Source organism: Paenibacillus sp. FSL H7-0716, assembly GCF_038002705.1.
Classification (GTDB): domain Bacteria; phylum Bacillota; class Bacilli; order Paenibacillales; family Paenibacillaceae; genus Paenibacillus_AQ; species Paenibacillus_AQ odorifer.
Genome location: NZ_JBBODA010000026.1, coordinates 51,874 through 74,432, shown reverse-complemented (window position 1 = coordinate 74,432; position 22,559 = coordinate 51,874). Strand labels below are relative to the sequence as shown.

The following is a 22,559-nucleotide window of genomic DNA, read 5'->3' as shown; positions in this document are numbered from 1 at the left end:
TCCTCTCTAAAGGCTTAATAGCCAGATGTTTTACTCTAGTGCCTAACCATAGCTTCTCCAAACAAACTGAAAACCTTCCACCAAGAAGGCGGAAGGTTATAGATAGAATTCATTAACCTTGAGTTTGCCGGAAATGGTTCATGAAATCGGATAGTGCTTTTACACTTTCGTAAGGAACTGCATTGTAGATGGAAGCACGCAAGCCCCCAACACTGCGGTGACCCTTTAAGCCGACAAAACCTTCCAGTTCAGCAGCTTTGACAAACTGCTTTTCGAGTTCTTCTGATTGCATCCGGAAAGTAACGTTCATAATAGAGCGGCTGCCTTGTTCTGCAACGCCACGGTAGAAACCGTCACTTCCATCGATGTGATCATATAATAGACCCGATTTTTCAAGGTTCTTGGAATGGATGCCAGCTAAGCCGCCTTGCTCCTCAATCCATTTTAATACTTCGTTCACCATATATACAGAGAAAGATGGAGGTGTATTGTAAAGAGAGTTATTCTTATAATGAGTGCTGTAACGCATGATAGTAGGAATGTTAGAAGGTGATTCTGCAAGCAATTCTTCTTTCGCGATAACTACAGTCACGCCTGAAGGTCCAAGATTCTTTTGTGCTCCGGCATAGATCATTCCGAATTGGTTCACATCGATTGGACGGCAAAGTATATCACTAGACATATCTGCGATTAACGGAATCGAGCCTGCATCCGGAAATTCTGCATATTGCGTTCCTTCAATGGTCTCGTTGGAAGTAACATGAAGGTAAGCAGCATTCTCCGCAGCTTTGATCGAACTTAATTCAGGTATAGCCAAGAATTTCTTATCTTCGGAAGAAGCAGCAACATGAGCGCCTCCTACCAATTTGGCTTCTTTATAAGCTTTATCTGCCCAGCTACCTGTCATTACATAGCTACCTACTTGGCCTTCGGAAATTAAGTTCATAGGGATCATTGCAAACTGTGTGCTTGCTCCGCCTTGTACGAACAATACCTTATAGCCCTTCGGATTGCCGAGGAGCGAAAGCAGACGTTCCTGCGCTTCATTATGCACGGATTCGTAAATTGCACCACGGTGCGACATCTCCATGATAGACATTCCACTTTCCCGGAAATCAACAAACTCCGCTTGTGCGCGTTCCAGTACCGTAAGCGGCAATGCTGCCGGTCCGGCATTAAAATTGTATGCTCTCTTATTCAAAACTGCTCCCCACCCTTTCTCTCCTATCAATATGGATATGGTTATGATAGCAATATTCTCCCGCACCAGCAAGTATAATTATTCACATAAAAGGTTAAGACGGTACTCATTTCGCAGTGAAAAACCGGTAAGATCGGCGCCAGCTCTTGCTTTGACGCGGTAAAAGACTAATGTTCACAAATACTTCAGGAGAGACCACATGACCTTCTCCCCACAGGGCCATACGTTCTACTGGAAAGTCCCCACTCTCTCGCACGCCTGTTCCACTAGGCTTATGAACCAACTCCCAGGTGAACTCATTTTCCTGACCTTCCCAACCGCTCAACTTGCAATAAAAGGGTTTATCCGGTTCCTTTGACCAAGTAAGAGTATTCCCGGATACCTCTAGCAATTCTTTCGTATAGGAGGATTCTGGTTCTACTACCTTGAGTTCCCTCGGAAGACGCAGTTCAAAATCCTGCCCAATATTCAACCCATCGATTCCGATGAAGTTGTGAATATATTCCTCCGTATGGAAAGGCTTTTGCCCTTTGTTATGCAATTCATATGCAATTGTTAATTGATCTCCCTGTAAAGAAATCGTTTTGGTTAGCTGCACAGCATATCCGTTGCTTTCCATTGGGTGGATCGTATATGTGACCGCATCATTCCCTGCTTCAACATCCTTACTAAAAGAGGTTAAGGGAAACTCCTCATTGAAGCTGTATAATGGGGAATTTCCTTTTTGTAACAATCCGACTCCGATTTTTGGAAACCAGCCTCCGATTGGCGCTTCATCATATCCAATTGCCCGGGAAATGCCAAACTCATTACAAAGCCCCTTGCCCCCAGTTCCTTCGCCTGGCTTCAAGCTTTCTGGCACACAAAACGTATGTTTCCCTTCTTCTAATGTCACCTGTGTAATAAATCCTGTCCAGTCAAAACGAGTGCCCTTATACTCTCCGATATCAGCGATATCGACAGTTAATATGCCATTTGACAGTCTGCAACCCATACCTAACGCGCCCTTTCGTTCATTGTTACAATGAATAAATATTCATTATTGAAAAAAACGTCTGCAGCCGCTATGAATAACGGTGCAGACGTCTTAAAATATCGTATAAAGCTACGCCAATGTCACTTCAATCAAGTGGCATTTCTCTGTCTGCAGAGAGAGCAACTCTTCACGTGGAATAATCGCACTTCCTGAGCCGCGCTGCAGCGTCACCTCGCTGCCATTCAGGGTAACAGAGTGTATTTGGTACTCCCCGTAGTTTAAGCTTCCTGCGGCTTTATAGACCACTTCAAACTCGCGATCCGCAAAGATTGTCTTAATAGAGGCTTTTCCCTCGGAATCAAACTGCTCTTTAACAAGCTTTGGTTCCAACAAAAGATCACCTAGCTTACCCTTTACACCAAATACTTCAGTCACCATAGTTAACAGCAGCCAGCTTGCTGATCCTGTTAAATACGTATACATCCCTCTGCCTTGCTCGTTAATATACTCAGGAATTCCTGGGTATATGCGGGCTTTTGCAAAGTCAGTACTTAAGCTGTACAGAGATTCCAATACTTTATGTCCTTCTTTCACATATCCGCGTTTATACAACGCATTGCCATACATGATGGTCATGTGACTGAACATAGCACCGTTCTCTTTATGTCCAAAAGCAAAGCCAAAGGCGCGACCCAGATTTTGCTGGATCCCTCCAAAACGGGAATTAAGTCTGTACCCAATTTTGTCATCCAGTAGGTTACGATCCACGGCGGCAATGATATGAGGAATTTGCTCTGGCGCAGCTGCATGACCCATCAGCGGGAATACTTGACCTGTAAGCGTCATTCGAACGCCTTCTGCAAATTCTCCTTCCACTTGTTCTCCATCATTATTATAATAACCGTTAAACCAGCCTCCACCGTGTTCACTTTCCACCCACTCATTGCGGCGCAAGTGATTAAAGATCCACTCTGCTTTTTGTTCCAGATCGTCCGCTACTGTCTCTATGTCGAGTGCTGCACGAATACCGCTGACTTTGTTCGGAGCGGCAGCATAATAGTGATTAAGTCTTTCATGCTTGCCTGATACAGATTCATAATCCACTTGCTCACCAAGCGAATCTAGCAATAGTTTCATTTCTTCTGCCAATTCAACTGTCTCTTGCCCTTTAGAAGTCTTTAGCGTACGCAGCACACGAGAAATATCCAATAAGTTACTTGCGTAGAATGCTGTAAAAGCTACACTCTCACCCCGGTCTGCGCCCATATCAAGACCATCATTCCAGTCTGCGCCCTCCAGCAGGATATTATTGTGCTCTCCAACATTAAAGAACGGAACCAGATTTTGCAGCAGGATATGCTCCAGAATCGTACCTTTATAAACCTCACCAGAAGTTGTTCTGAGATCACTTCCTAGCGAGGTATCCCATGAAATATCGCGTTCCTTACAGCGACTCATAAAGGTATCGCGGAAATACGTCTGTTCCTGCAATAAGAAATCAAGATCACCACTCTGATCCAGATATAACATAGTCGTTAAGAACGGCCAAGCTCCATGATCCATCCACACCCGCGGGATGTTGTTACGGTCGGCAATAAATTCACCAGGCTGTTGACCGATAATAGTGGCATTACTACCATCTATTCTTACCCCAGCGTAGTTGTTCAGCAGTAAGCTGCGTACTTCAGCCGGTTCCATAATAAGAAGTGCTAGACAATCCTGCCAAAGATCCCGCCAGCCACGTCCACCTCTTCCATAATCATGATAAGGCAAGAAGGAGTTACCATAAAGTCTTCTAAGCACGGGTTGAATCGTAACCCATTTCATCCATTGGTCAGCATCTGAATCACCGGTATGAAATTCTACCATATTCACTTTATCTGCCCAGAAGGCTTTAGTTTCCTCAAGCAAATGATCAAAAGCTTCAGATGTACCATATTTGTTCATCAAAGCATCCACGTCAATTCTCTCGTTATGGATCGCCATAACTACTATATAAGAATGGCTGTCACCAGGAGACAGAGTAAGCGTCTCGTAACGAAGACCCCCGATAGCCTCATATCCCTCTCTTTGTACGCCTCCGCCCTTGCCAATCTCCGGCGTGTTGTTCAGGATAACAGCTTCCGGCCAATCCAGGCTTCCACCTTCTCCAATGAACTCCTCCTGCACCGGAAAGAACCCCGCAGGTTGACTGCCGTCACCCTCTGCACCAAATACTCCATAAGAAGTGTGATTGATGCGGTGTCCCCGCTCATCAAAGGAGAGCGCAGGCTGAACCTCAACACCATAGGGTGAAGTATAGATCCGGTTAAGCAAAGAGGTTACATGTCTATGATCGCGCAGATCATCCGCCGAACGCGCGTAGATCGGAACTACCGCTGTCGGTGTCAGCGTAATAGCCTCTGCTGCTGTATTCGTCAACGTAACCTTCATTAATTCGACTTTATCATTACCACTTGGCACAAAGCTGGTGATTTCAGCTTTAACACCCATCTCTGCGTTACAACGCGTTACGCGTTGCCACAGGAAACCAGCCTCTAGTACTGCTTCATCAGTAGAAGATGTATAGAAATCGGCATTTTGCTTAGCGGAGTTCCCCACTGCCGACCAAGCTCCCTTGCCGTCTACGTATACCCAGAAGTTGCGAGAAGCCCGCGAATTATGCAAATCTTCAACAGATAATGGCGGTGTTAAAAATGTATTATGACCTGTGGTAACCTGTCCATGAAGTTTTGGAGTTACTGTCGACATCATTCCCCCTTCATTCACTAGAGGGAAATATAGAAAACTGCTGCGATCCGGTTGCTGAAGCCTGAATTCCCCATCATTACCGGTGAATTCGAAGCCATGAATTTTATTACGATCCATTCTCTCCATCCTCTCATTTACACAACTACTTAAGCTTTAACCGCACCTGCCAATGCACCGTCAACGATATACTTTTGAATGAAGGTGTATAGGATGATAAGCGGTGCAGATACGATCATGATCCCGCACGCCAACATAGGCCAGTTGTTCCCGTATTGACCGCGGAATTCTTTAAGCCCGAAGGTGATTGGATAGTTTTCTGGACTCGGTAAATACATGACCGGCCCCACGAAGTCATTCCAGATACTAATTGCTGTTAGAATAACACCTGTAGCAATTACTGGTTTCATAAGTGGCATGATGATCTGGAACAAATAACGCATATATCCAGCGCCATCCATACCTGCTGCTTCATCCATCTCCCGGCTAATTCCTTTGATGTAACCTACAAACATCATGAACACGATACCCGTTCCGCCTGTTTTAAGGAGAATGTAACCCAGCTTCGTGTCATAACCTACAAATCCTAGCTCCTGTTTCATGGTAAGCATCAGCTTGAACTGTGCGACCATTGGATTCGGCAGGAACTGAGACATCAAGAAGAACAAATAAATAAATCCGCTCCACTTCACATAATTTCTCGCCACCGGGAAGGCCCCGAATAACGAAACAATTAGGGTCAGCACTGTTGCTACGGCTGTATACAGCAGACTGTTTAAGAAATAATTAGAGAAATTACCCTGTAACCAAGCTTCTTTATAATTATCCCATTGAATACTTTTTACGAGACCGATAGGATCTAACAGATATTCTGTAAAGGACTTGAATGAAATATTGATTACAAATAACAACGGCATGATATACAAAACAAGCAACACTGCAATCAGAATATAAGAGAGAGTTTTGGCGGTTTTGGAATCCTTCATTAATATTCCACCTCTCTCTTACGCATTTGTTTCACTGCAAATACTACAAACACCAGAATCATAAGGAACTGAACCACGGAAAGCGCGGAAGGAAGTCCCATCTGTAGAGAACCACGGAACGTCTCTTTATAAACGTCATATGCCATCGTTCTTGTGTTAAAGCGACCGTCCGTAGTTGCGAGAATAATATCAAAGGTGGACATCGCACCGATAATAGACAAAATAATGTTAATCGTAAAGGATGGAGCGATAAGTGGGAATGTGATATTTTTAAAAGATTGCCACTTCGTAGTTCCGTCTATATATCCAGCCTCATACAAATCTTTCGGTACGGATTGTAGTCCCGCAAGGAAAATCAACATCGAATATCCCATATACATCCAAATTTGCGTAAATATAATATAACCGAACGCATGAGTGAAGCTTCCAAAGAACATATCTTTATAACCGAACAAAGAATCATATAGTTGGTTAACCGGACCACTCAGCGGATCGAACATCATGCCCCATACCAGTGCAACTACCGCCACACCAAGCACAACCGGTAAAAAGAATACCGCGCGATAGAAATAATCGCCTTTCAGCTTCTGATTGATAACTACGGCCATAAGCAGACCGACACCGTTCTGTACAATGGTTACAATGACCATGAAATAAATAGTACGTATAATGGAATCCCAACGCTCGCCTGAATTTCCTGAGTAAAATACATCATAATAATTGTCAAGGCCTACGAAACTCATCTTGCTTCCAGGAACGTTAGTGATATCTGTAAATGAATAGATGACCGTCATCATAGATGGGCCAAAATAGAAAATTACATACAATGATAATGGAATCATTAGCAGCAGAAGCGGTATATATCGTTTAAAACCTTTCCCGAACGGATACATTTCTCTCACCTACCCAATCCTAATTCAATAAAATGATCGGGGCCTGCACAAAACAGACCCCGAAGCTGTAAAACATGTTTGGTGTACAGTATGTTGTAGATTCTTTTTTATTTATCGGGATAGCTACTTATTTAGGTGCTGCTGCTTCCCATTCTTTTTGTTGTACGTCTGCAAGCTCTTTAGCGGTTTTAAACTCGCCGCCTGGTGCCAAATACTCAGTGTGAACGCCTTCAGCTGCAATGTGCTCACCAACGTTATCACGGTTAATCATCATAATTTCATAAGCAAGCTCGAAATCTCCAGTCATGTATGGAGCAAGTTCTTTGTCAATAAAGTCACTTTCAGTGGCAATATTGTCTTGTGTAGGCAAGAATCCTGCTGCTTTAACATATTCTGTGTAGTTTTCTGGTTCAGAGAAGAATTCCAGCCATTTCAAAGCGCCTTCTTTGTTCGGGCCTTTTTCTGCTGCATACCAAGTTACATCATATTTACCGACAAGAGAATTATTCTTAGCAGCATCTTCTGTAGCTGGGATCGGGAAGTAACCAAATTTCACATCTGGATTTGCTGCCGCGATCGTAGGAGCATCCCAAGTTCCGTCAGCAATCATAGCTGCTTTTCCTGTTGCGAAAAACGAAGGTGCTGTTGCATAGTCGATACCCAAGAAACCGTCGATGATGTAGTTATCTTGAAGCGTCTTCATTTTCTCCAATACTTCTACAGCCTCAGCATCGTTAAATGCCGAAGTTCCCTTCCAAACGCCCTCAATCCATTGTTGTTGGTTGCCGCCACCCAGAATCTTAGCTTGCAAACCGAACACTGGCAATTTCAATGGCCATACGTCTTTACCAGCCACTACGATTGGAACAATACTCTTAGCTTTCAATGTATCTAGAACACTAATGAACTCCGTCCAAGTTGTAGGTACAGCCAGACCGTTTTGTTCAAAAATTTCTTTATTATAGAAGAATCCTGACATTGCTACTTTACCGGTTGGGATTGCATACACTTTATCTTTATAAGTGCCGGCTTTAGCAATATCATTCGCATTGTAGTTTTTAACGAAAGCTTCGTTGCTCAGATCAGCAATCAGTCCGGAATCAATCCATTGTTGCCAGTCTGGCACTTTCGCACCTGGTGTCCAATCTTTCGGGGACAATCTCATACCGGATAGATCGGCAAGAACATCTACGTCACCAGCTGTAATTCTTGCTCTTTGTGCTTGTTTGAATTCATCATCCGGACCCGTGGTTGTGTACTCCACTTTGTATTCCGGATATTTTTCTTCAAACTTTTTATTGATTTCTGTAATCACCTTGTTAATATTCTCTTGTTTCCAGTGTAAGATCTTAATCACTTTCTTATCACCAGATGCAGGCTTGTTTGTTCCGCTGCCCGGAGTAGCCTCACCATTCGCGTTGTTATTGCTGTTTCCACATGCTGCTAATGAGAGCACTAGCGCTGAGCTCAACAATACCGCAGAAAGCTTCTTTACCATTTTGTTACCCCCCAGATAATTTGTTATGACCCTTTAACGAAACCACATGCTAATTTCTGAAAATCACGAAACAGTAAGGACGATATCACAGAAAGCGGTTTCGGTGTTTTTATTATTGCATCGTTATTTGTCTTTGTAAAGTCTTTTTTCTTTGTTCATTTTTGAACGTTTTTTGAACCGATTATTCAAAAAAACCTTTAAAACCAAGCATAATCCTAGTTTAAGAGCAATATTCCATTGACTATAATCTTATTGAACTATAAAATAAGTAACGAAACTATTTCGTAAATTATAAATTCAAGTCATAAAAAATAGCCTTGAGTAGATTTCAAACATATATTACGGAACATTTTTCACTATAAGGGGGACTTAATTTGGCCTACAGCATCAAAGATATAGCGAAAATTGCTGGAGTTTCTGTTTCGACAGTATCCAAAATCATTAATAACTACAGTGATATTTCGGAAGATACCAAGACAAGGGTTCAACAAATTATAAAAGAAACTGGATATACCCCCTCCAATTCAGCTAAAACATTGGCTACGAAATCGTCTAATCTAATCGGAGTGATCTTTGCCGGAATGCTGAATGTCGACTTTACCCACCCTTTTTTCATCGAGGTGCTAAATTCATTTAAAAAACAAATGGGACTACTAGGTTACGACCTTATCTTTTTTTCCAATGAAAAATTCCAAAGTGGCGATACTAACGATTATCTTGCCCGTTGCCAGCATTTTAATGTAGATGGGTGTGTGCTTCTATCCGGACAGGAGCTAGAAACCTCTATCAGCGAACTAGACAACAGTGCAATTCCATGTATCGGCGTAGATTTAAAACTAACCGGTGACAACTCTGGTTTTATCATGTCGGATAATTTCAAAATGTCCTCCAAAGTGGTGGAACACTTTTACTTACTGGGCTATCGAGAGCTTGGCTACATCGGCAGCTCCTCAGATTCAGACATCTCCAATATGCGCGAAAGTGGTTATCGCAAAGCTCTTGAAGATTTAGGACTGCCTATTAACGAGAGCTGGTTCTTAAACGGAAGTAACTTCTTTGAGGCCAGCGGGTATGAGACGATGCGTAGAATGATTGAGAATGGAAATTTACCTAGAGCGATCTTCGCGGCGTCCGATCAGCTTGCTATAGGGGCGATGCGCGCCCTTAAAGAGGCTTCTATCGCTGTTCCTGAAACTGTCGCAATTATTGGCTGTGATGATATCGAGGCCTGCAATTATACAACCCCCCTATTGACTACCATCCGCCAAAATAAAGATAAGATCGGTCGCCTAGCAGCTCTAATGCTATATGATCTAATAAACAACCAATCCGGCACGAGTTCTTTCAGCGTGGAGCCAGAGCTTATCATTAGAGAGTCCTGCGGCGCTCCTGAACGGGGGCTAGTGTAGTCTTTCTGTGAGGTAAACGAATAGCAAAAAAAGGGCTGTCCCAAGCAGCATTTTGTGGCTTGGTGACAGCCTCTTTTATGCTCTTAACTTGATGCCCAAATGATTCTATGGGCGCACCTAGTGTTGCTCCGAATGATGCAATAAGTGAAGCACTTATAGAATAATTGGGGAATTACTCCCTAAAAATCAGAGATTTCTGTTCATCGTACTTATAATTAGGGAAAACTCCCCTGAATTTCGGCCTATTCGGTAACTAATGGAGGAATCACCCTAATTATTAGGGAGAAATTCCTTGATTTCATTCATTTAGAGCAAATATCGGCTATTTTCAGGGAGTTTTTCCCTAATTAGTTTAAATCCACTCTGTGCATTGCACAAACACAGAATGCATATCGCTCACCGCCCATAGTCCAGCGTCACAGATACCCCAAATCAGCTACTGCTAGCCGTACGAAAATCACACATAACAGTCACCCGCCAACCACCCCAATAGCATGGAACACTACTCATAACATAGAGCACTACTCATAGCACGGAACACTACTCATAGCTTAGAATACTACGCGTAGCATACAGTCATAGGGCACAATAAATCCCATTACTTGTCCTAATCCATAAAAAAGAAGCTGCCTCAAGTAGAATTCTCTACTTTTGAGACAGCTTCTTTTATTATAAAGATTATAATAGCACGAATCTTATAGGTCGAAGTACAGGGCATATTCATGTGGATGAACACGAATCGCTACCTCTTGTGCTTCAGAACGTTTCAGAGCAATATAGTTATCGATGAAGTCCTTAGTAAATACGTCGCCTTCTGTTAGGAACTCGTAATCAGCTTCCAAAGAATCAAGCGCTTCGCTCAGGCTACCTGGAACGCTGCGAATTTTTTCTTTATCTGCATCAGACAATTCATAGATGTTCTTATCCAGAGGACCATAACCCAGTTCCTGCGGGTTAATCTTGTTCTTAATTCCGTCTAGGCCCGCCATCAGCATTGCGGAGAATGCCAAGTAAGGGTTAGCTGTGGAATCCGGTGTGCGGAATTCGATACGACAGCCTTTTGGTGTCACAGCTGCTACTGGGATACGAACTGCTGCAGAACGATTTCCTTTGGAGTAAACCAAGTTAACCGGTGCTTCATAGCCAGGAACCAGACGTTTAAAGGAGTTGGTGCTTGGGTTAGTCAAAGCGATCAATGCTGGTGCATGGTACAAAATACCACCGATATAATGAAGAGCCATTTCGCTCAAGTTAGCATAAGCGCCTTTTTCGTAGAACAAAGGAGTGTCTCCGTCAAAAATGGATTGATGCACGTGCATTCCGCTACCGTTATCTCCGAACAGCGGTTTTGGCATGAAGGTTGCTACCTTGCCATACTGACGTGCAGTGTTTTGTACAATATATTTATAAGTCATGAGATTATCAGCAGTTTTCTTCAAGGTATCAAAACGGAAGTTAATTTCCGCTTGACCTGCAGTGGCTACTTCATGGTGATGACGTTCAATGCGTAGTCCAACTTCAGCAAGCAGACGGCACATTTCACTGCGGATATCCTGTTGGGAGTCAACTGGTGCTACAGGAACATATCCACCTTTAACGCCAACTTTAAATGCTAAGTTGCCGCCCTCTTCTTTACGACCCGTATTCCAAGCCGCTTCTTCAGAATCTACGAAGAATGAGGATCTGTTCATGCCACTTTCGTAACGAACATCGTCAAAGATAAAGAATTCTGATTCAGGTGCAAAGAATGCAGATGTACCTACTCCGCTTTTTTGCAGGAATTCTTCTGCTTTCACAGCAATACCGCGAGGATCACGCTCATAACGTTCGCCATCAGGAGTGAAAATGTCGCACATCACGTTCAGCGTTGGATGAGCTGTAAACGGATCTATGAATACACTATTCGGATCAGGCATCATAACCATGTCTGATTCTTCAATACCACGGAAACCTTTGATGGAAGAACCGTCGAATGCTACCCCATTTACAAAAGTTTCATCTTCCACTTCAGAAGCTGGCAGAGAGATGTGGTGGGCACGACCACCTAAATCTACGAATCGAAAATCTACCCACTCGATATTGTTCTCTTTAATTGTTTGCAACACTTTTTCAACCGACATGAATTTTTCCTCCCCCAAGTTCCGAACATTAGGCCGCTCACAGTATGCAAATGTTCTTGTTTTAATTTTTTTTGCTGTCGTAATTATAAATCTCATACCTAACATCGTCAATGCTTATGTCAGGTATTTCTTTCAGCAATGTAAGATATTCTAACGCTTTCGTGAAATCTGTTATTTTCGCATATTTTCATGTCACATTTATTTTATCCAACTCCAAAAAAACCCTCTTTTCCCACTAGGCCGCGGGTTAAGAGGGCTTCCGAGGAAGCTAATAGATTAAATTTTATAGAGCCGAAACCGTTTCTGGCGAAGTAGAAAACTTACGTCCAACAATTGGAGCCAGCTTTTCCAGATCCTTAAGCAGGTTATCAAACTGATCAGGGAATAACGATTGAACACCATCACCTGTCATGGAATTGTCCGGATCTGTGTGCATTTCGATAATTAGCCCATTTGCGCCAGCAGCAACAGAAGCTTTGGCCATAGGCTCAACTAACTCACGACGACCGGTTCCGTGACTTGGGTCAGAGATTACTGGAAGATGGCTTAAGCTTTGTAACACAGGAATAGCCGATAGATCCAGCGTGTTACGAGTGTAGGTCTCAAATGTGCGAATACCGCGCTCACAGAGCATTACATCCTTATTACCGCCTGCCAAAATGTACTCCGCTGCATTGAGCAACTCATCGTAGGTCGCACTGAAGCCGCGTTTTAAAAGAACAGGTCTGCCACAGGTCCCCAGCTTGCGCAGCAAATCAAAGTTCTGCATATTCCGTGTACCCACCTGCAGAATATCCGCATGCTCCGCACAGATATCAACATACTCTGGTGTCATAACCTCTGTAATGGTCAACAGCCCATGACGCTTTCCTGCTTCAGCCATCATAGTCAAACCTTCTACACCTACGCCTTGGAAGCTGTACGGTCCTGTACGGGGCTTAAACGCGCCTCCACGAAGTACCTGAGCACCAGACGCTTTAACAAGCCGGGCGATCTCATCAATCTGCTCTGGAGATTCAACAGCGCAAGGACCGCCCATGATCACCAGGTTTTCTCCACCAATCTTCACACCCTTGATATCAATAATCGTATCCTCAGGATGGAAATCCCGGCTGGCCAGCTTGTAGGATTTGGAGATCTTTACGACGTTCTCTACACCCTTCATTTGCCGTAAATGCTCGGCGAGCTTAGGAGTGACGCCTCCCACTAAACCTATCACCGTGTGATCTGCTCCTCTGGAGAGATGCACCTGCAAACCTTCTTTTTCGATTACAGCAATTATATCTTTAACCTGCTCTTCCGGTGTTTGATTTGATGTAATGACGATCATATTTATAACTCCCTCTCTACACTTAAATTTATAATAATTCCGCTAGATACTATCGCGCTACGACGCGTGTTCGCTTTTAAGCTTTTATGCTTTTAATCACTAAAGTAATTCTACCTCGAAAAACGATTATAGTCAATCTATATTCTAGATTCCTATGTCGGAAGCGTTCTTTCGATAAAAAAGAACACTTAACCTCGACTGACGAAGTTAAGCGCTCTTGTTGCAGCGTTCATAATATATAAGTTCGAGCCTAGCCCATTACATTAAGTAGTACTTGCACTCTTATTCTTAACCGGTGGAAGCAGCTTCGCCATATTCACTGTACGTTTGATCTCCCACGTCTCCGGATTAGCCGAATCATACTGATCTAAATAGTTAATCACTTCTTTGGTGATAGGTGTAGGTGTGGACGCGCCAGAAGTGACGCCAACGATATTCACACCCTCTAGCCATTCTGTTTGGAGTTCAGACACATCAGAAATACGATGGGCAGGAACCCCAGCGATTTCTTCCGACACCTGTGCCAGACGATTAGAGTTGTTGCTTCGCGGATCACCGACAACAATCACCAGATCACATTGCCCCGCTTGTTCCGCCACAGCCTCTTGACGTACCTGGGTAGCCATACATATCTCATTATGCACTTCAGCACCTGGGAAGGTCTCTAGAAGCTTTTTCATAATATGTTTAATATCCCACTGGCTCATAGTAGTCTGATTTGTAATGACGATACGTGAAGAAGGGATGGATAACGTAGCAATCTCATCTTCTTTTTCAATCAGATGCACATGCTCAGGGGCAATACCGACAGCACCCTCCGGTTCCGGATGGCCTTTTTTGCCGATATAAATGACCTCATAACCGTCATCTACTTTTTCCTGAATAAGATCATGGGTCTTCGTGACATCAGGACAGGTGGCGTCGACCGTAGTCAGACCCTTGTCCCTAGCCATCTTACGCACCTCAGGAGAAACCCCGTGTGCAGTGAATATAACGGTCCCACTATCCACTTTATCCAGAATATCCAGACGATTATGTCCGTCCAAAGTAATAATGCCATCATCTTCGAACGAATTCGTGACATGACTGTTATGAACAATCATACCCAGTATATAAATCGGCCGGGGAAGATCGAGATTTTGCGCAGCCTGCCGTGCCATAACCATTGCATCGACAACTCCGTAACAATATCCCCGGGGAGAGATTTTAATGACTTCCATGAGTTCACCAGCTTTCTGCTTTCATTGACCTCTGTAATAGGACACTTCTAAATTATACCCTATTCCAGCGGCGGAGCAAAGAGAAGCGGCAACCAGATGACAAAAGTGGTACCCTCACCTTGGCGTGTAACAACCTCCACAGACCCACCATGCTCGTCAATAATCCACTTAGCAATGGATAAGCCAAGCCCAATCCCTTCCGTAATTCCACGCGATTCATCTGCGCGATAGAAACGGTCAAAGATATATGGAACCTCATCTTTATCCATACCAATCCCTGTATCAGTGATCCGAATGCCAATCTGATTCTGATAGAAGAGGGTATCCAAACTCACGATGCCTGAAGGCGTGTACTTAAAGGCATTATCAATAAAAATAAAGAGCATTTGCTGTAGATAATCTTTATTCCCAACTATATATTTGCCATTTAAGACTGACATATCACCTGTAACCCACTCGGCTTGACGGGGCAGGAAAGAGGCGCGGCGCGCAATCTCATTCATCATCGGTTCCAGTGCCACGGGCTCTATATCAAAAGTACGTCCAGTATCCGCACGCGCGAGCGAGAGCATATCCGCTACCAAGCGGCTCATACGCTTAGACTCGTCTGCGATATCCTGCACCGATTCAAGCGATAGCTGGCGAATCTCAGCTTCACTCATCTTCCCTTCTCCGGGTTCCATCTCCCAAACCTTTTGCAGCAGATCAATATTTCCGCGAATCGTAGTGAGCGGTGTCCGAAGCTCGTGTGAAGCATCTGAAACGAAACGGCGCTGAGCCGCATACGAATCCTCCAGCTCTGTGTAGAACCCTTCCATACGCCCAAGCATACTGTTAACGGTCTCAATAAGTCTTCCTATCTCGTCTGGCGGCCCATCGTATTCAATACGCGAGCTTAAATCATTCCCCGTCTGAATCCCATTCGCAGCTTCAATTACTTTGCCGATTGGACTCATGGATTTGCGCGCAAGGAACAAGCCGAAGGTAAATGCCGCGATCAGGGTAGCAAAAGAACCTACGAGTAGTATATTTTTTAAACGCTCCAAGAGCTTGTCTTCCGAATTTGACGGTGTTGCCACCTGCAGAAGGGCCACAGGGCTCTTATTCAAGTCATATATCGGTATCTGATAAACCATCAAATGATATCCGCCAAGCGTAGTCTGTTTGAACCCGTGAGCTTTATCAATATCTTCCAGTTTCGGAACATCGAATTGGATATCTAGATAATGCAAGTTCTCGGACTTTTGCAGGTTCTCATTATTATAGATGTAGGTTTGCACCAGAATATTTGCTTCTTCCAGTTTGTTGCCGAAGAAGGGGTTAATGCTCACACTTTGCAACGAACCGTCATACGCCCAGTTGGGATTGAGGTTGGTTACAAGCTGCTCACCCTGTTTTTGTATACGATCCTTCAAGTCCCCATAAGTATTAAAATAAACAAAACCGTAAATTGCGGCTGATAAGGCCAGCAGCATAACGGCCAAAATCCCTGAATACCAAGCAGTCAGCCGCAATCTTATAGACATGTTAGTTGTCACCTCTTAGAATGTAACCGGCACCCCGGATCGTTTGAATGAGGCGTTTACCGCCATGCTCCTCCGTCTTTTGACGTAGCATAGCTATGTATACCTCAAGCACATTAGATTCACCGCTATAATCATAACCCCATATTTTATCCATGATCAGATCCCGTGAAAGCACACGTTTCGGATTCTGCATAAAAAGATGAAGCAGCTCAAACTCCTTCGCTGTTAGCTCCAGTCTTTTACCGGCGCGGGTAACCTCACGTGAATCCACATCCAGCGTAATATCTTCATAAGAAACCGCTTGCTCTCCACCTTCGCTTTGCTCACTCTTACGCCGAAGCAGCGCACGTACACGTGCAAGCAGTTCTTCCAGCGCGAAAGGTTTAACCAGATAATCGTCCGCACCCAGATCAAGCCCTTTTACACGGTGCTCAATTTCATCCTTCGCGGTAAGCATGAGAACAGGAACATTACTGCCCCCTTCCCGCAAACGGCGACATACTTCAAAGCCATCCACCTGAGGCATCATTACATCCAAAATTACCACATCCGGATCACTGCTCAAGATTGCCCGTAATCCATCCGCTCCATTCACCGCTGTTTTCACATCGTAACCTTCAAAAGCTAAACCTCTACGCAGCATAGAAATAATCTTTTCGTCATCATCAATAATTAGAATATTCGGTCGCATCAAGCAGCCCCCATTGTTCAGTTCTTTTTATATATTGTAGCAGTTTACATCACAATTAGACAAAAACGGAAGGGTCGCCCCTTCCGTGTGACTTACCGTCCGGTATTATTGCTGCTGACTTTGTTGTGTAGTCGTTGTATCAAAATCATTTTTGTTACCGATGGTAACTGAAAGATCCATGGTTTTACCGTCGCGCACAACATTTAATGTTACTTTGTCACCAACTTTTAACGTTTGAATGAAAGTAATCAGATCTTGGTTGGTTGCATACTTCGTTCCATTCGCACCGGTAATGATATCGTAAGGGCGCAGATCAGCGGTATACGCTGGGGATTTATAGATAATATCTGCAACCACAGAACCTTCTTTAATATCCGTACCCATTTGCTTAGCAACCTCATCTGTAATCGTCATAAGAGTTGCACCAATGAAAGGTACTGGCTCTTTCGGAATGGCTTGGTTGGCTTCCAGTTTATCTACGACTTCTTTAATCGTATTCACAGCGATTGCGAAACCAATACCTTGAGAATCCGTGCTGACGGCTACGTTCATCCCGATTACCTGTCCATTCATGTTGAGCAACGGCCCACCTGAGTTACCCGGGTTGATAGAAGCGTCGGTTTGCAGTAGGTTTTTGTAATTACGAGTTCCACTGCCATCTTCTTCGTTAATATCAATACTGCGTCCTTTTGCACTAAGCACACCGGAAGTTACAGTATGGTCGAAGCCTTGTGGGTTACCGATAGCAACCACTTCTGAACCTACCTTTATGCTATCCGAATCTCCAAGTGCTACGGTAGGGAAATCACTATCTCCTTCAATTTTAAGCACAGCCAAATCCAGATCTTTGCTAGAGCCTAACAGCTTAGCTTCATAAGGCTTGGTTACGCCATCCACAGTGACTTGGATTACATCGGCATTGTCAATTACGTGCTGATTGGTCAAAATATAGCCGGATTTCTCATAAATGAAGCCTGTTCCAATTCCATAAGGGATAAGCTGTGATGAAGAATTCGATCCTGATTTGGAATCCTGTTCATTTTGTGAAGAACCATTTCCACTGTATTGATCCCCGAAGAAAAATTGTGAGAAGGGATCACTCAGATTCGGACTGGATGAGCTTCCATTACGCGAATTAGATTTCACTAATGTCTCAATCTTAACGACTGCTGGTCCTACCGCATCAACAACGCCTGTCACATCACGAGATCCAGTCACCAAGGATGTAGTAGAAGTAGAAGGTGTAACACCTGCGCTCTCGCCCGTTGTCTTCGCCGTTCCATTCGTTCCCGAGCTAGCAACCGTTGTAGCTGTATCTCCCGTAAACCAGTTACCTCTATCGGCCATATACATTGAACCCGAGAGAACGACCATACCGGCTAAGAACGATACCAGCACTGTTTTTAACGAGCTTTTTGGTTTTTTATTATATTGCCAGCCGCCGCCACCTTCAGAACCGCCACCGCCATTTCCTCCGCGTCCACCACCATTGCCATCATAGCCAGTGGTGCGAAGCGATGTATTATATGGTAATGGCTTTACAGGCTGTGGAGGTGTAACCTCGACCCGTTCTGGCTCCATGCGATTGTAGTGCTGCGCGCCTCCGTCAGCGTTATCCTCATCTTTGTTCAAAGATTTAAAAGGTCCGTAAGAATAGTAGTATGATGAGGAGCCTGTTTCAGATGTAGTATTATTATTGCTGCTATTGTTATTATTGTCCCATTCCCGATCTGGTGCTGGTCCATTGTCGCGATTGAAGTTGTTTTTGTTATCGTCCATGTTTATCTTTCCTCCTGCTTCCTGTCGCCGTGACAAGGATTAATTTGTTTTCATGTTCTTATTTTGTACTTTAAACCTTAAGGTCACATTAAAAACAATTTAAGCGCAGATAAAAGATATAGGCAAATGGGAGGAGATTAGGCAGGAAAGTAAAAAAAGAAGCTCGGGCGCGCAAAACGTCGCGGTCCGAGCTTCTAAAACCATTTCAAATAGTAATGCACCTTAGTCTACAAGTCCTACCCCTGAGCCCAGCCCTTCCGATGAGCGTAAATATCCAACTGGGTACGGTCATCAAGCTCGCATTTCATCAAAAGATTGCTGACATGCGTCTTCACTGTCTTGATGCTGATATGCAGCTCCTCACCGATATCCTTATTGGTCTTGCCCTCAGCTATAAGCAGCAGGACCTCCTTCTCACGCTCCGTTAAACCGGAGGAATCACCTTGCACGGTGCGCTGGCGAATACCACGGGTCAGCGCCTGTGACACATCCCCCGTCATGACTGGCATGCCGCGGTAAGCCCCTTGCAATGCGTAGATTAACTCTTCTGCCGACACTGTTTTGAGCACGTAGCTGACTGCACCAGCCTCTATAGCATCTACAACAAGATCATCCTCCAGGAAGCTGGTGAGGATCACGATTTTGAGACCAGGAAATTCAGCCAGCACTGCTCTTGTGGTCTCGGCACCATTCATCACAGGCATCATCAAATCCATCAGTACGAGGTCAGGCAGACCTTCATGTCCACCAGCACGCAGCATCTCCAGCGCCTCTTGTCCATTCGCCGCCTCACCGATGACCTCGAATGTAGGCTCCAGCATTAGATAAGTTTTGAGGCCCATCCGTACCATATCATGATCATCTACGAGCAACACTTTTATGACACTCATGCTCTACTCCTCCTCGTCCTGTGTATCTGTTCCTAACGATCTATTCTGCTCTAATTCTGGATTTCCTTGAACAAACTTAGGAATATGTACACGGATCGTCGTTCCCGCACCCTTGCGGCTAATAATCTCCACTTGCCCGCCCAGTTTCTCCGCGCGTTCGCGCATGGTGGTTAGACCGTAGGAGCCTTGTTTTTGCTGCACATGTTCAAAACCTTGACCGTCATCACTAATACTCAGCACAACTTGTCTTGATCCTTCACGAAGAGATAGACTAACCAGTCTAGCCCCGGCATGCTTCACAATATTCGCCATCGCCTCTTGAATAATCAGGAACAGCTGATGTTCGATTGCTTCCGATAACTCGCCCTGAAGTTCGAGCTCCTTCATTCCTTTTAAGCCATTCTGGCGGCAATAATCGGGAAACCATTTTTCCAGCGCCTCGAACAGATTTCGACCTTCCAGCTCCACCGGACGCAGTTGTGCAATTAGTGCTCTCATTTGTTTTTGTGCCATCTGAGACATTGTAATCAACTGGTCCATGACCATTTGACCTTGAGCTTCATTGACCTTCAGCACTTTAGGCAGCGAAGAAGCCGACATATGGATGGCAAAAAGCTGTTGGCTCACCGTATCATGCAGATCCCGGGCCATACGCCTTCTTTCCTCCAACACCGCACTCTCCGCTGCCTGTTCCTTCTCAATAACCTCTTGTTCACCCAATCGCTGTAGAAGCTGCATCTTATTCTCGACCGTATCCATCATAACATTAAACTCGTGATACACTCGGGCAAAAGACTGATCGTCACTTTCTGGCATCCGTACGGACAGATTTCCTTTGGCGACCTGCAGCATATTCAGATCCAGATGATCAATCCGGCGCTGAATCCGCTGGCCTGCCATATAGCCGATAACTACAGTGAACAAAACAATCCCGAGACATAAGTACAGCCACATCCGATAATCCTTCACTTCGATATAACCAAGGCAAGTGCCTGCATACATCAATCCAGCGCTTACCGCTCCAGTGAGCAAAAAGTAAAACAACAGCAACCATTTGGTATTACTGAAGATTGTCCCCATCTAACCCACCGTTTTAACTTTAATGTCACCTATAAATGCACTTACATTTATACGGACTTTTTTGCCTGCTTCTTTATAATAAGGAGTCTTGCACTGTACACTGCTCATAAACCCACTGCGAGACTGATCCAGAACTTCCATATCCCCGATAAAAGAACTGCTGTTCACCGAGATGCCAAGATCCATATCATTCGGAATGTACACTTTAATGTCGCCTATAAAAGCCGAAATATTAATCCTCGTTTCGCCGTAAGCAATCTGTGCGTTCGTCAGATCCAGTACGGTATCGCCGATAAACTGCGAGATATTCGTGTTCTTCAGTTGGAAATGCTCGCGCCCCATGTGGACATCTCCGATAAAAGCAGAACGATTGGTCGATTCCTTTTGATTATTTGATTCATGGAATTCCTCATGCCATTTACCATGTCTATGAGCATGACGCTCATGACGTTCCTGACGTCTGCGCTCGTGTCGTTCCTGCTTCTCTTGCCAACGTGCTTCAGCGCTGGACTTGTAAGATCCTGTTTCGTCCTCATCATCTTCTTCATCTTTTTGAAGGTAGTCCTTCCAGTCGCGTTGACCAGAAGTCTTGCCGAATTTTTGCTCAAATTGTTCATCAAGTGTGGAATCCAGTGGTTTGGGCGGCTCCACATCTAGTGAGCTTTTTCCTGAAGGAAAGTGGTCTGGTGGTGACGGTGGAGCTGGTGGCACAGGTGGTACTGAACCGCGTGGTTTAAAAATCACATAAAGTCCGCCGCCGATCAACATAACTGGAATGAACATTTTGAAAAAATCCCCGGCCGAAATATCGAACCAATCTAAATTCCGTCCAAGGAAAAACACTCCGATCGCCAGAAAGAAAAAGCCGCCGATAGGAGAAGAACCTTTGGATTGTCCATCCCCTGTACCTAAAAGCCGGTTCATTCCCATTAGGATCAAAATTACCGGCCAATAATTCGAAATCAGGTAACCTAAGCTGAAATCAGTGTAACCTAATTGTCTCAGTAGAAACATAGCTCCAATCCCTATCAGGATCAGGCCGCCTAAAACTTGGCTGGTGAACCTTCTTTTCATCATTCATTTCCCCTTTAAAGTAGTGGAACGCTCTCTTCTTCAATCTTATAGCCTTAGTCTACAGGAATGAAGTGCTGAGAAACAGCGGCGAGAGAAGGAACTTCCCCTCAGTCTCTAGACTGAGATGAATGGGATAAAATTCTATTTACTTCATTATATATGAAAAAAGACTGTCCCTCAGTAATTAACTGAATTGGACAGTCTCTTTTTTTCAGCAGTCTTCTGCTTCAGTCAGCGCATTATTGTTGCGGTTTCTGAGCTGGTTTAGAAGTATTTCCACTTTGCTTAGTAGCGCCGTCATTCTCAACAGCAAACTCAGCATTGTATTTTTCATTTGGTGTTTTGTAATTTTCTTGTACTTTAGATTTCTTGTTATTGGCCACGGAATTCACCCCCTTTTCTCTTATGCAGCATAGAATATGCTTACTAAGAGAACATCTCGGAAGAGGCAATTGCTTTGCCCCAGTCCGTATTATGGCAAGGTGATGTCACTATTATGCATGACCAAGTGAAAATAAGTTCAATCCCTTTAAATGGATTCTTCGAGCAGGGATTGCGGTACTGCTTTATAAGTCTCAATCGCTTGGCTCAGCTTCTTCAGCATGACTTCCGTACAAGTCCCATTACCACGCTTAATAAGTTGAACTACAACTGATTTTTTGCCCCATTCCTTATACACCTGTTTCGTAGTAGCAAAATACAGATCAATCTTCCGCCCTTTAATAGCCGAGCCGGTATCAGCAACTATGGCGTATCCATAGCCCGGTATATAAAGAATACTTCCCAGCGGCAAAACCTTAGGGTCCGCAGCAATGGTTGAGACTGTATTTTTATCTCTGCGCACTTTTACCCCTGAATAGGTAATTCCATATTCGGGATGCTTAGATGTTTTACCTGTAGATTCATAACCCGCAGTATAACCAGTCGCCATCACTTTCATCGAAGTAATAATCTGGTCTTCCGCAGGTGCGGCTACAGGAATAGAATTTGGTAACTGTTTTGAAGATCCGCTGCCACCGTTTGTTTTAGTGGTTGGAGCTTTGGTGCTCTGCGGTGCCTTCGTCGCTGCTGGTTTATTTTTTGTTGTTGCAGGTAATATAGGTGCGACGGAATGCGCCTCGTTTGACATTAGTGTGGC

The 22,559-nt window shown here is 44.2% G+C and carries 18 protein-coding genes; 1 reads left to right on the top strand and 17 read right to left on the bottom strand.

The window, feature by feature from the left end; all coding sequences use genetic code 11:
• Nucleotides 1-112: 112 nt before the first annotated feature.
• The 6 genes from serC to MHH60_RS25180 all read right to left on the bottom strand — a co-directional run bounded on the left by serC (nt 113) and on the right by MHH60_RS25180 (nt 8,302).
• Complete coding sequence (gene serC / locus MHH60_RS25205; protein ID WP_036684441.1) at nt 113-1,201, bottom strand: 3-phosphoserine/phosphohydroxythreonine transaminase; 1,089 nt, start codon at nt 1,199-1,201, stop codon at nt 113-115.
• 106 nt (nt 1,202-1,307) lie between these two features.
• Complete coding sequence (locus tag MHH60_RS25200) at nt 1,308-2,195, bottom strand: hypothetical protein (protein ID WP_036684443.1); 888 nt, start codon at nt 2,193-2,195, stop codon at nt 1,308-1,310.
• A gap of 111 nt (nt 2,196-2,306) precedes the next feature.
• Entirely contained in the window at nt 2,307-5,045 is a 2,739-nt protein-coding gene (locus MHH60_RS25195; protein ID WP_076135880.1) for a GH36-type glycosyl hydrolase domain-containing protein, read from the bottom strand.
• 29 nt (nt 5,046-5,074) lie between these two features.
• Nucleotides 5,075-5,911: a carbohydrate ABC transporter permease gene (locus MHH60_RS25190; protein ID WP_036684447.1), complete on the bottom strand. Its 837-nt coding sequence runs from the start codon at nt 5,909-5,911 to the stop codon at nt 5,075-5,077.
• Nucleotides 5,911-6,804, bottom strand: a complete 894-nt coding sequence (locus MHH60_RS25185; protein WP_076126435.1) for a carbohydrate ABC transporter permease — start codon at nt 6,802-6,804, stop codon at nt 5,911-5,913. The genes MHH60_RS25190 and MHH60_RS25185 overlap by 1 nt, the downstream gene beginning before the upstream one ends.
• Nucleotides 6,805-6,931: 127 nt before the next feature.
• Entirely contained in the window at nt 6,932-8,302 is a 1,371-nt protein-coding gene (locus tag MHH60_RS25180; RefSeq protein WP_076135882.1) for an ABC transporter substrate-binding protein, read from the bottom strand.
• Nucleotides 8,303-8,676: 374 nt separating this feature from the next.
• Between MHH60_RS25180 and MHH60_RS25175 the strand changes: the two genes are divergently transcribed.
• Nucleotides 8,677-9,711, top strand: coding sequence for a LacI family DNA-binding transcriptional regulator (locus MHH60_RS25175; protein WP_036684452.1), 1,035 nt, complete (start codon nt 8,677-8,679; stop codon nt 9,709-9,711).
• Between the two features lie 695 nt (nt 9,712-10,406).
• Here MHH60_RS25175 and glnA read toward each other — a convergent pair.
• The 11 genes from glnA to MHH60_RS25120 form a co-directional block, all read right to left on the bottom strand.
• Nucleotides 10,407-11,831, bottom strand: coding sequence for a type I glutamate--ammonia ligase (gene glnA / locus MHH60_RS25170; RefSeq protein ID WP_036684454.1), 1,425 nt, complete (start codon nt 11,829-11,831; stop codon nt 10,407-10,409).
• A gap of 283 nt (nt 11,832-12,114) precedes the next feature.
• A complete protein-coding gene (gene aroF / locus MHH60_RS25165) occupies nt 12,115-13,161 on the bottom strand; it encodes a 3-deoxy-7-phosphoheptulonate synthase (protein WP_036684456.1) in 1,047 nt (348 codons plus the stop codon).
• A 263-nt stretch (nt 13,162-13,424) separates the two neighbouring features.
• Complete coding sequence (locus MHH60_RS25160; RefSeq protein ID WP_036684457.1) at nt 13,425-14,381, bottom strand: 4-hydroxy-3-methylbut-2-enyl diphosphate reductase; 957 nt, start codon at nt 14,379-14,381, stop codon at nt 13,425-13,427.
• Nucleotides 14,382-14,440: 59 nt separating this feature from the next.
• The gene (locus tag MHH60_RS25155; RefSeq protein ID WP_076126425.1) at nt 14,441-15,907 is read right to left on the bottom strand and encodes a sensor histidine kinase; all 1,467 of its coding nucleotides are present in this window, start codon (nt 15,905-15,907) and stop codon (nt 14,441-14,443) included.
• Nucleotide 15,908: 1 nt separating this feature from the next.
• A complete protein-coding gene (locus MHH60_RS25150; RefSeq protein WP_036684461.1) occupies nt 15,909-16,598 on the bottom strand; it encodes a response regulator transcription factor in 690 nt (229 codons plus the stop codon).
• 105 nt (nt 16,599-16,703) lie between these two features.
• Entirely contained in the window at nt 16,704-18,377 is a 1,674-nt protein-coding gene (locus tag MHH60_RS25145; protein WP_076135884.1) for a S1C family serine protease, read from the bottom strand.
• Between the two features lie 236 nt (nt 18,378-18,613).
• Complete coding sequence (locus tag MHH60_RS25140) at nt 18,614-19,267, bottom strand: response regulator (RefSeq protein WP_076135886.1); 654 nt, start codon at nt 19,265-19,267, stop codon at nt 18,614-18,616.
• A gap of 3 nt (nt 19,268-19,270) precedes the next feature.
• Nucleotides 19,271-20,347, bottom strand: a complete 1,077-nt coding sequence (locus MHH60_RS25135) for a HAMP domain-containing sensor histidine kinase (protein ID WP_076126420.1) — start codon at nt 20,345-20,347, stop codon at nt 19,271-19,273.
• On the bottom strand, nt 20,348-21,421 hold the full coding sequence (gene liaF, locus MHH60_RS25130; RefSeq protein WP_076135888.1) for a cell wall-active antibiotics response protein LiaF: 1,074 nt from the start codon (nt 21,419-21,421) through the stop codon (nt 20,348-20,350).
• Nucleotides 21,422-21,660: 239 nt separating this feature from the next.
• Nucleotides 21,661-21,804, bottom strand: a complete 144-nt coding sequence (locus MHH60_RS25125) for a hypothetical protein (RefSeq protein ID WP_156113077.1) — start codon at nt 21,802-21,804, stop codon at nt 21,661-21,663.
• A 146-nt stretch (nt 21,805-21,950) separates the two neighbouring features.
• Entirely contained in the window at nt 21,951-22,550 is a 600-nt protein-coding gene (locus MHH60_RS25120; protein WP_172628885.1) for a 3D domain-containing protein, read from the bottom strand.
• Between the last annotated feature and the right edge of the window lie 9 nt (nt 22,551-22,559).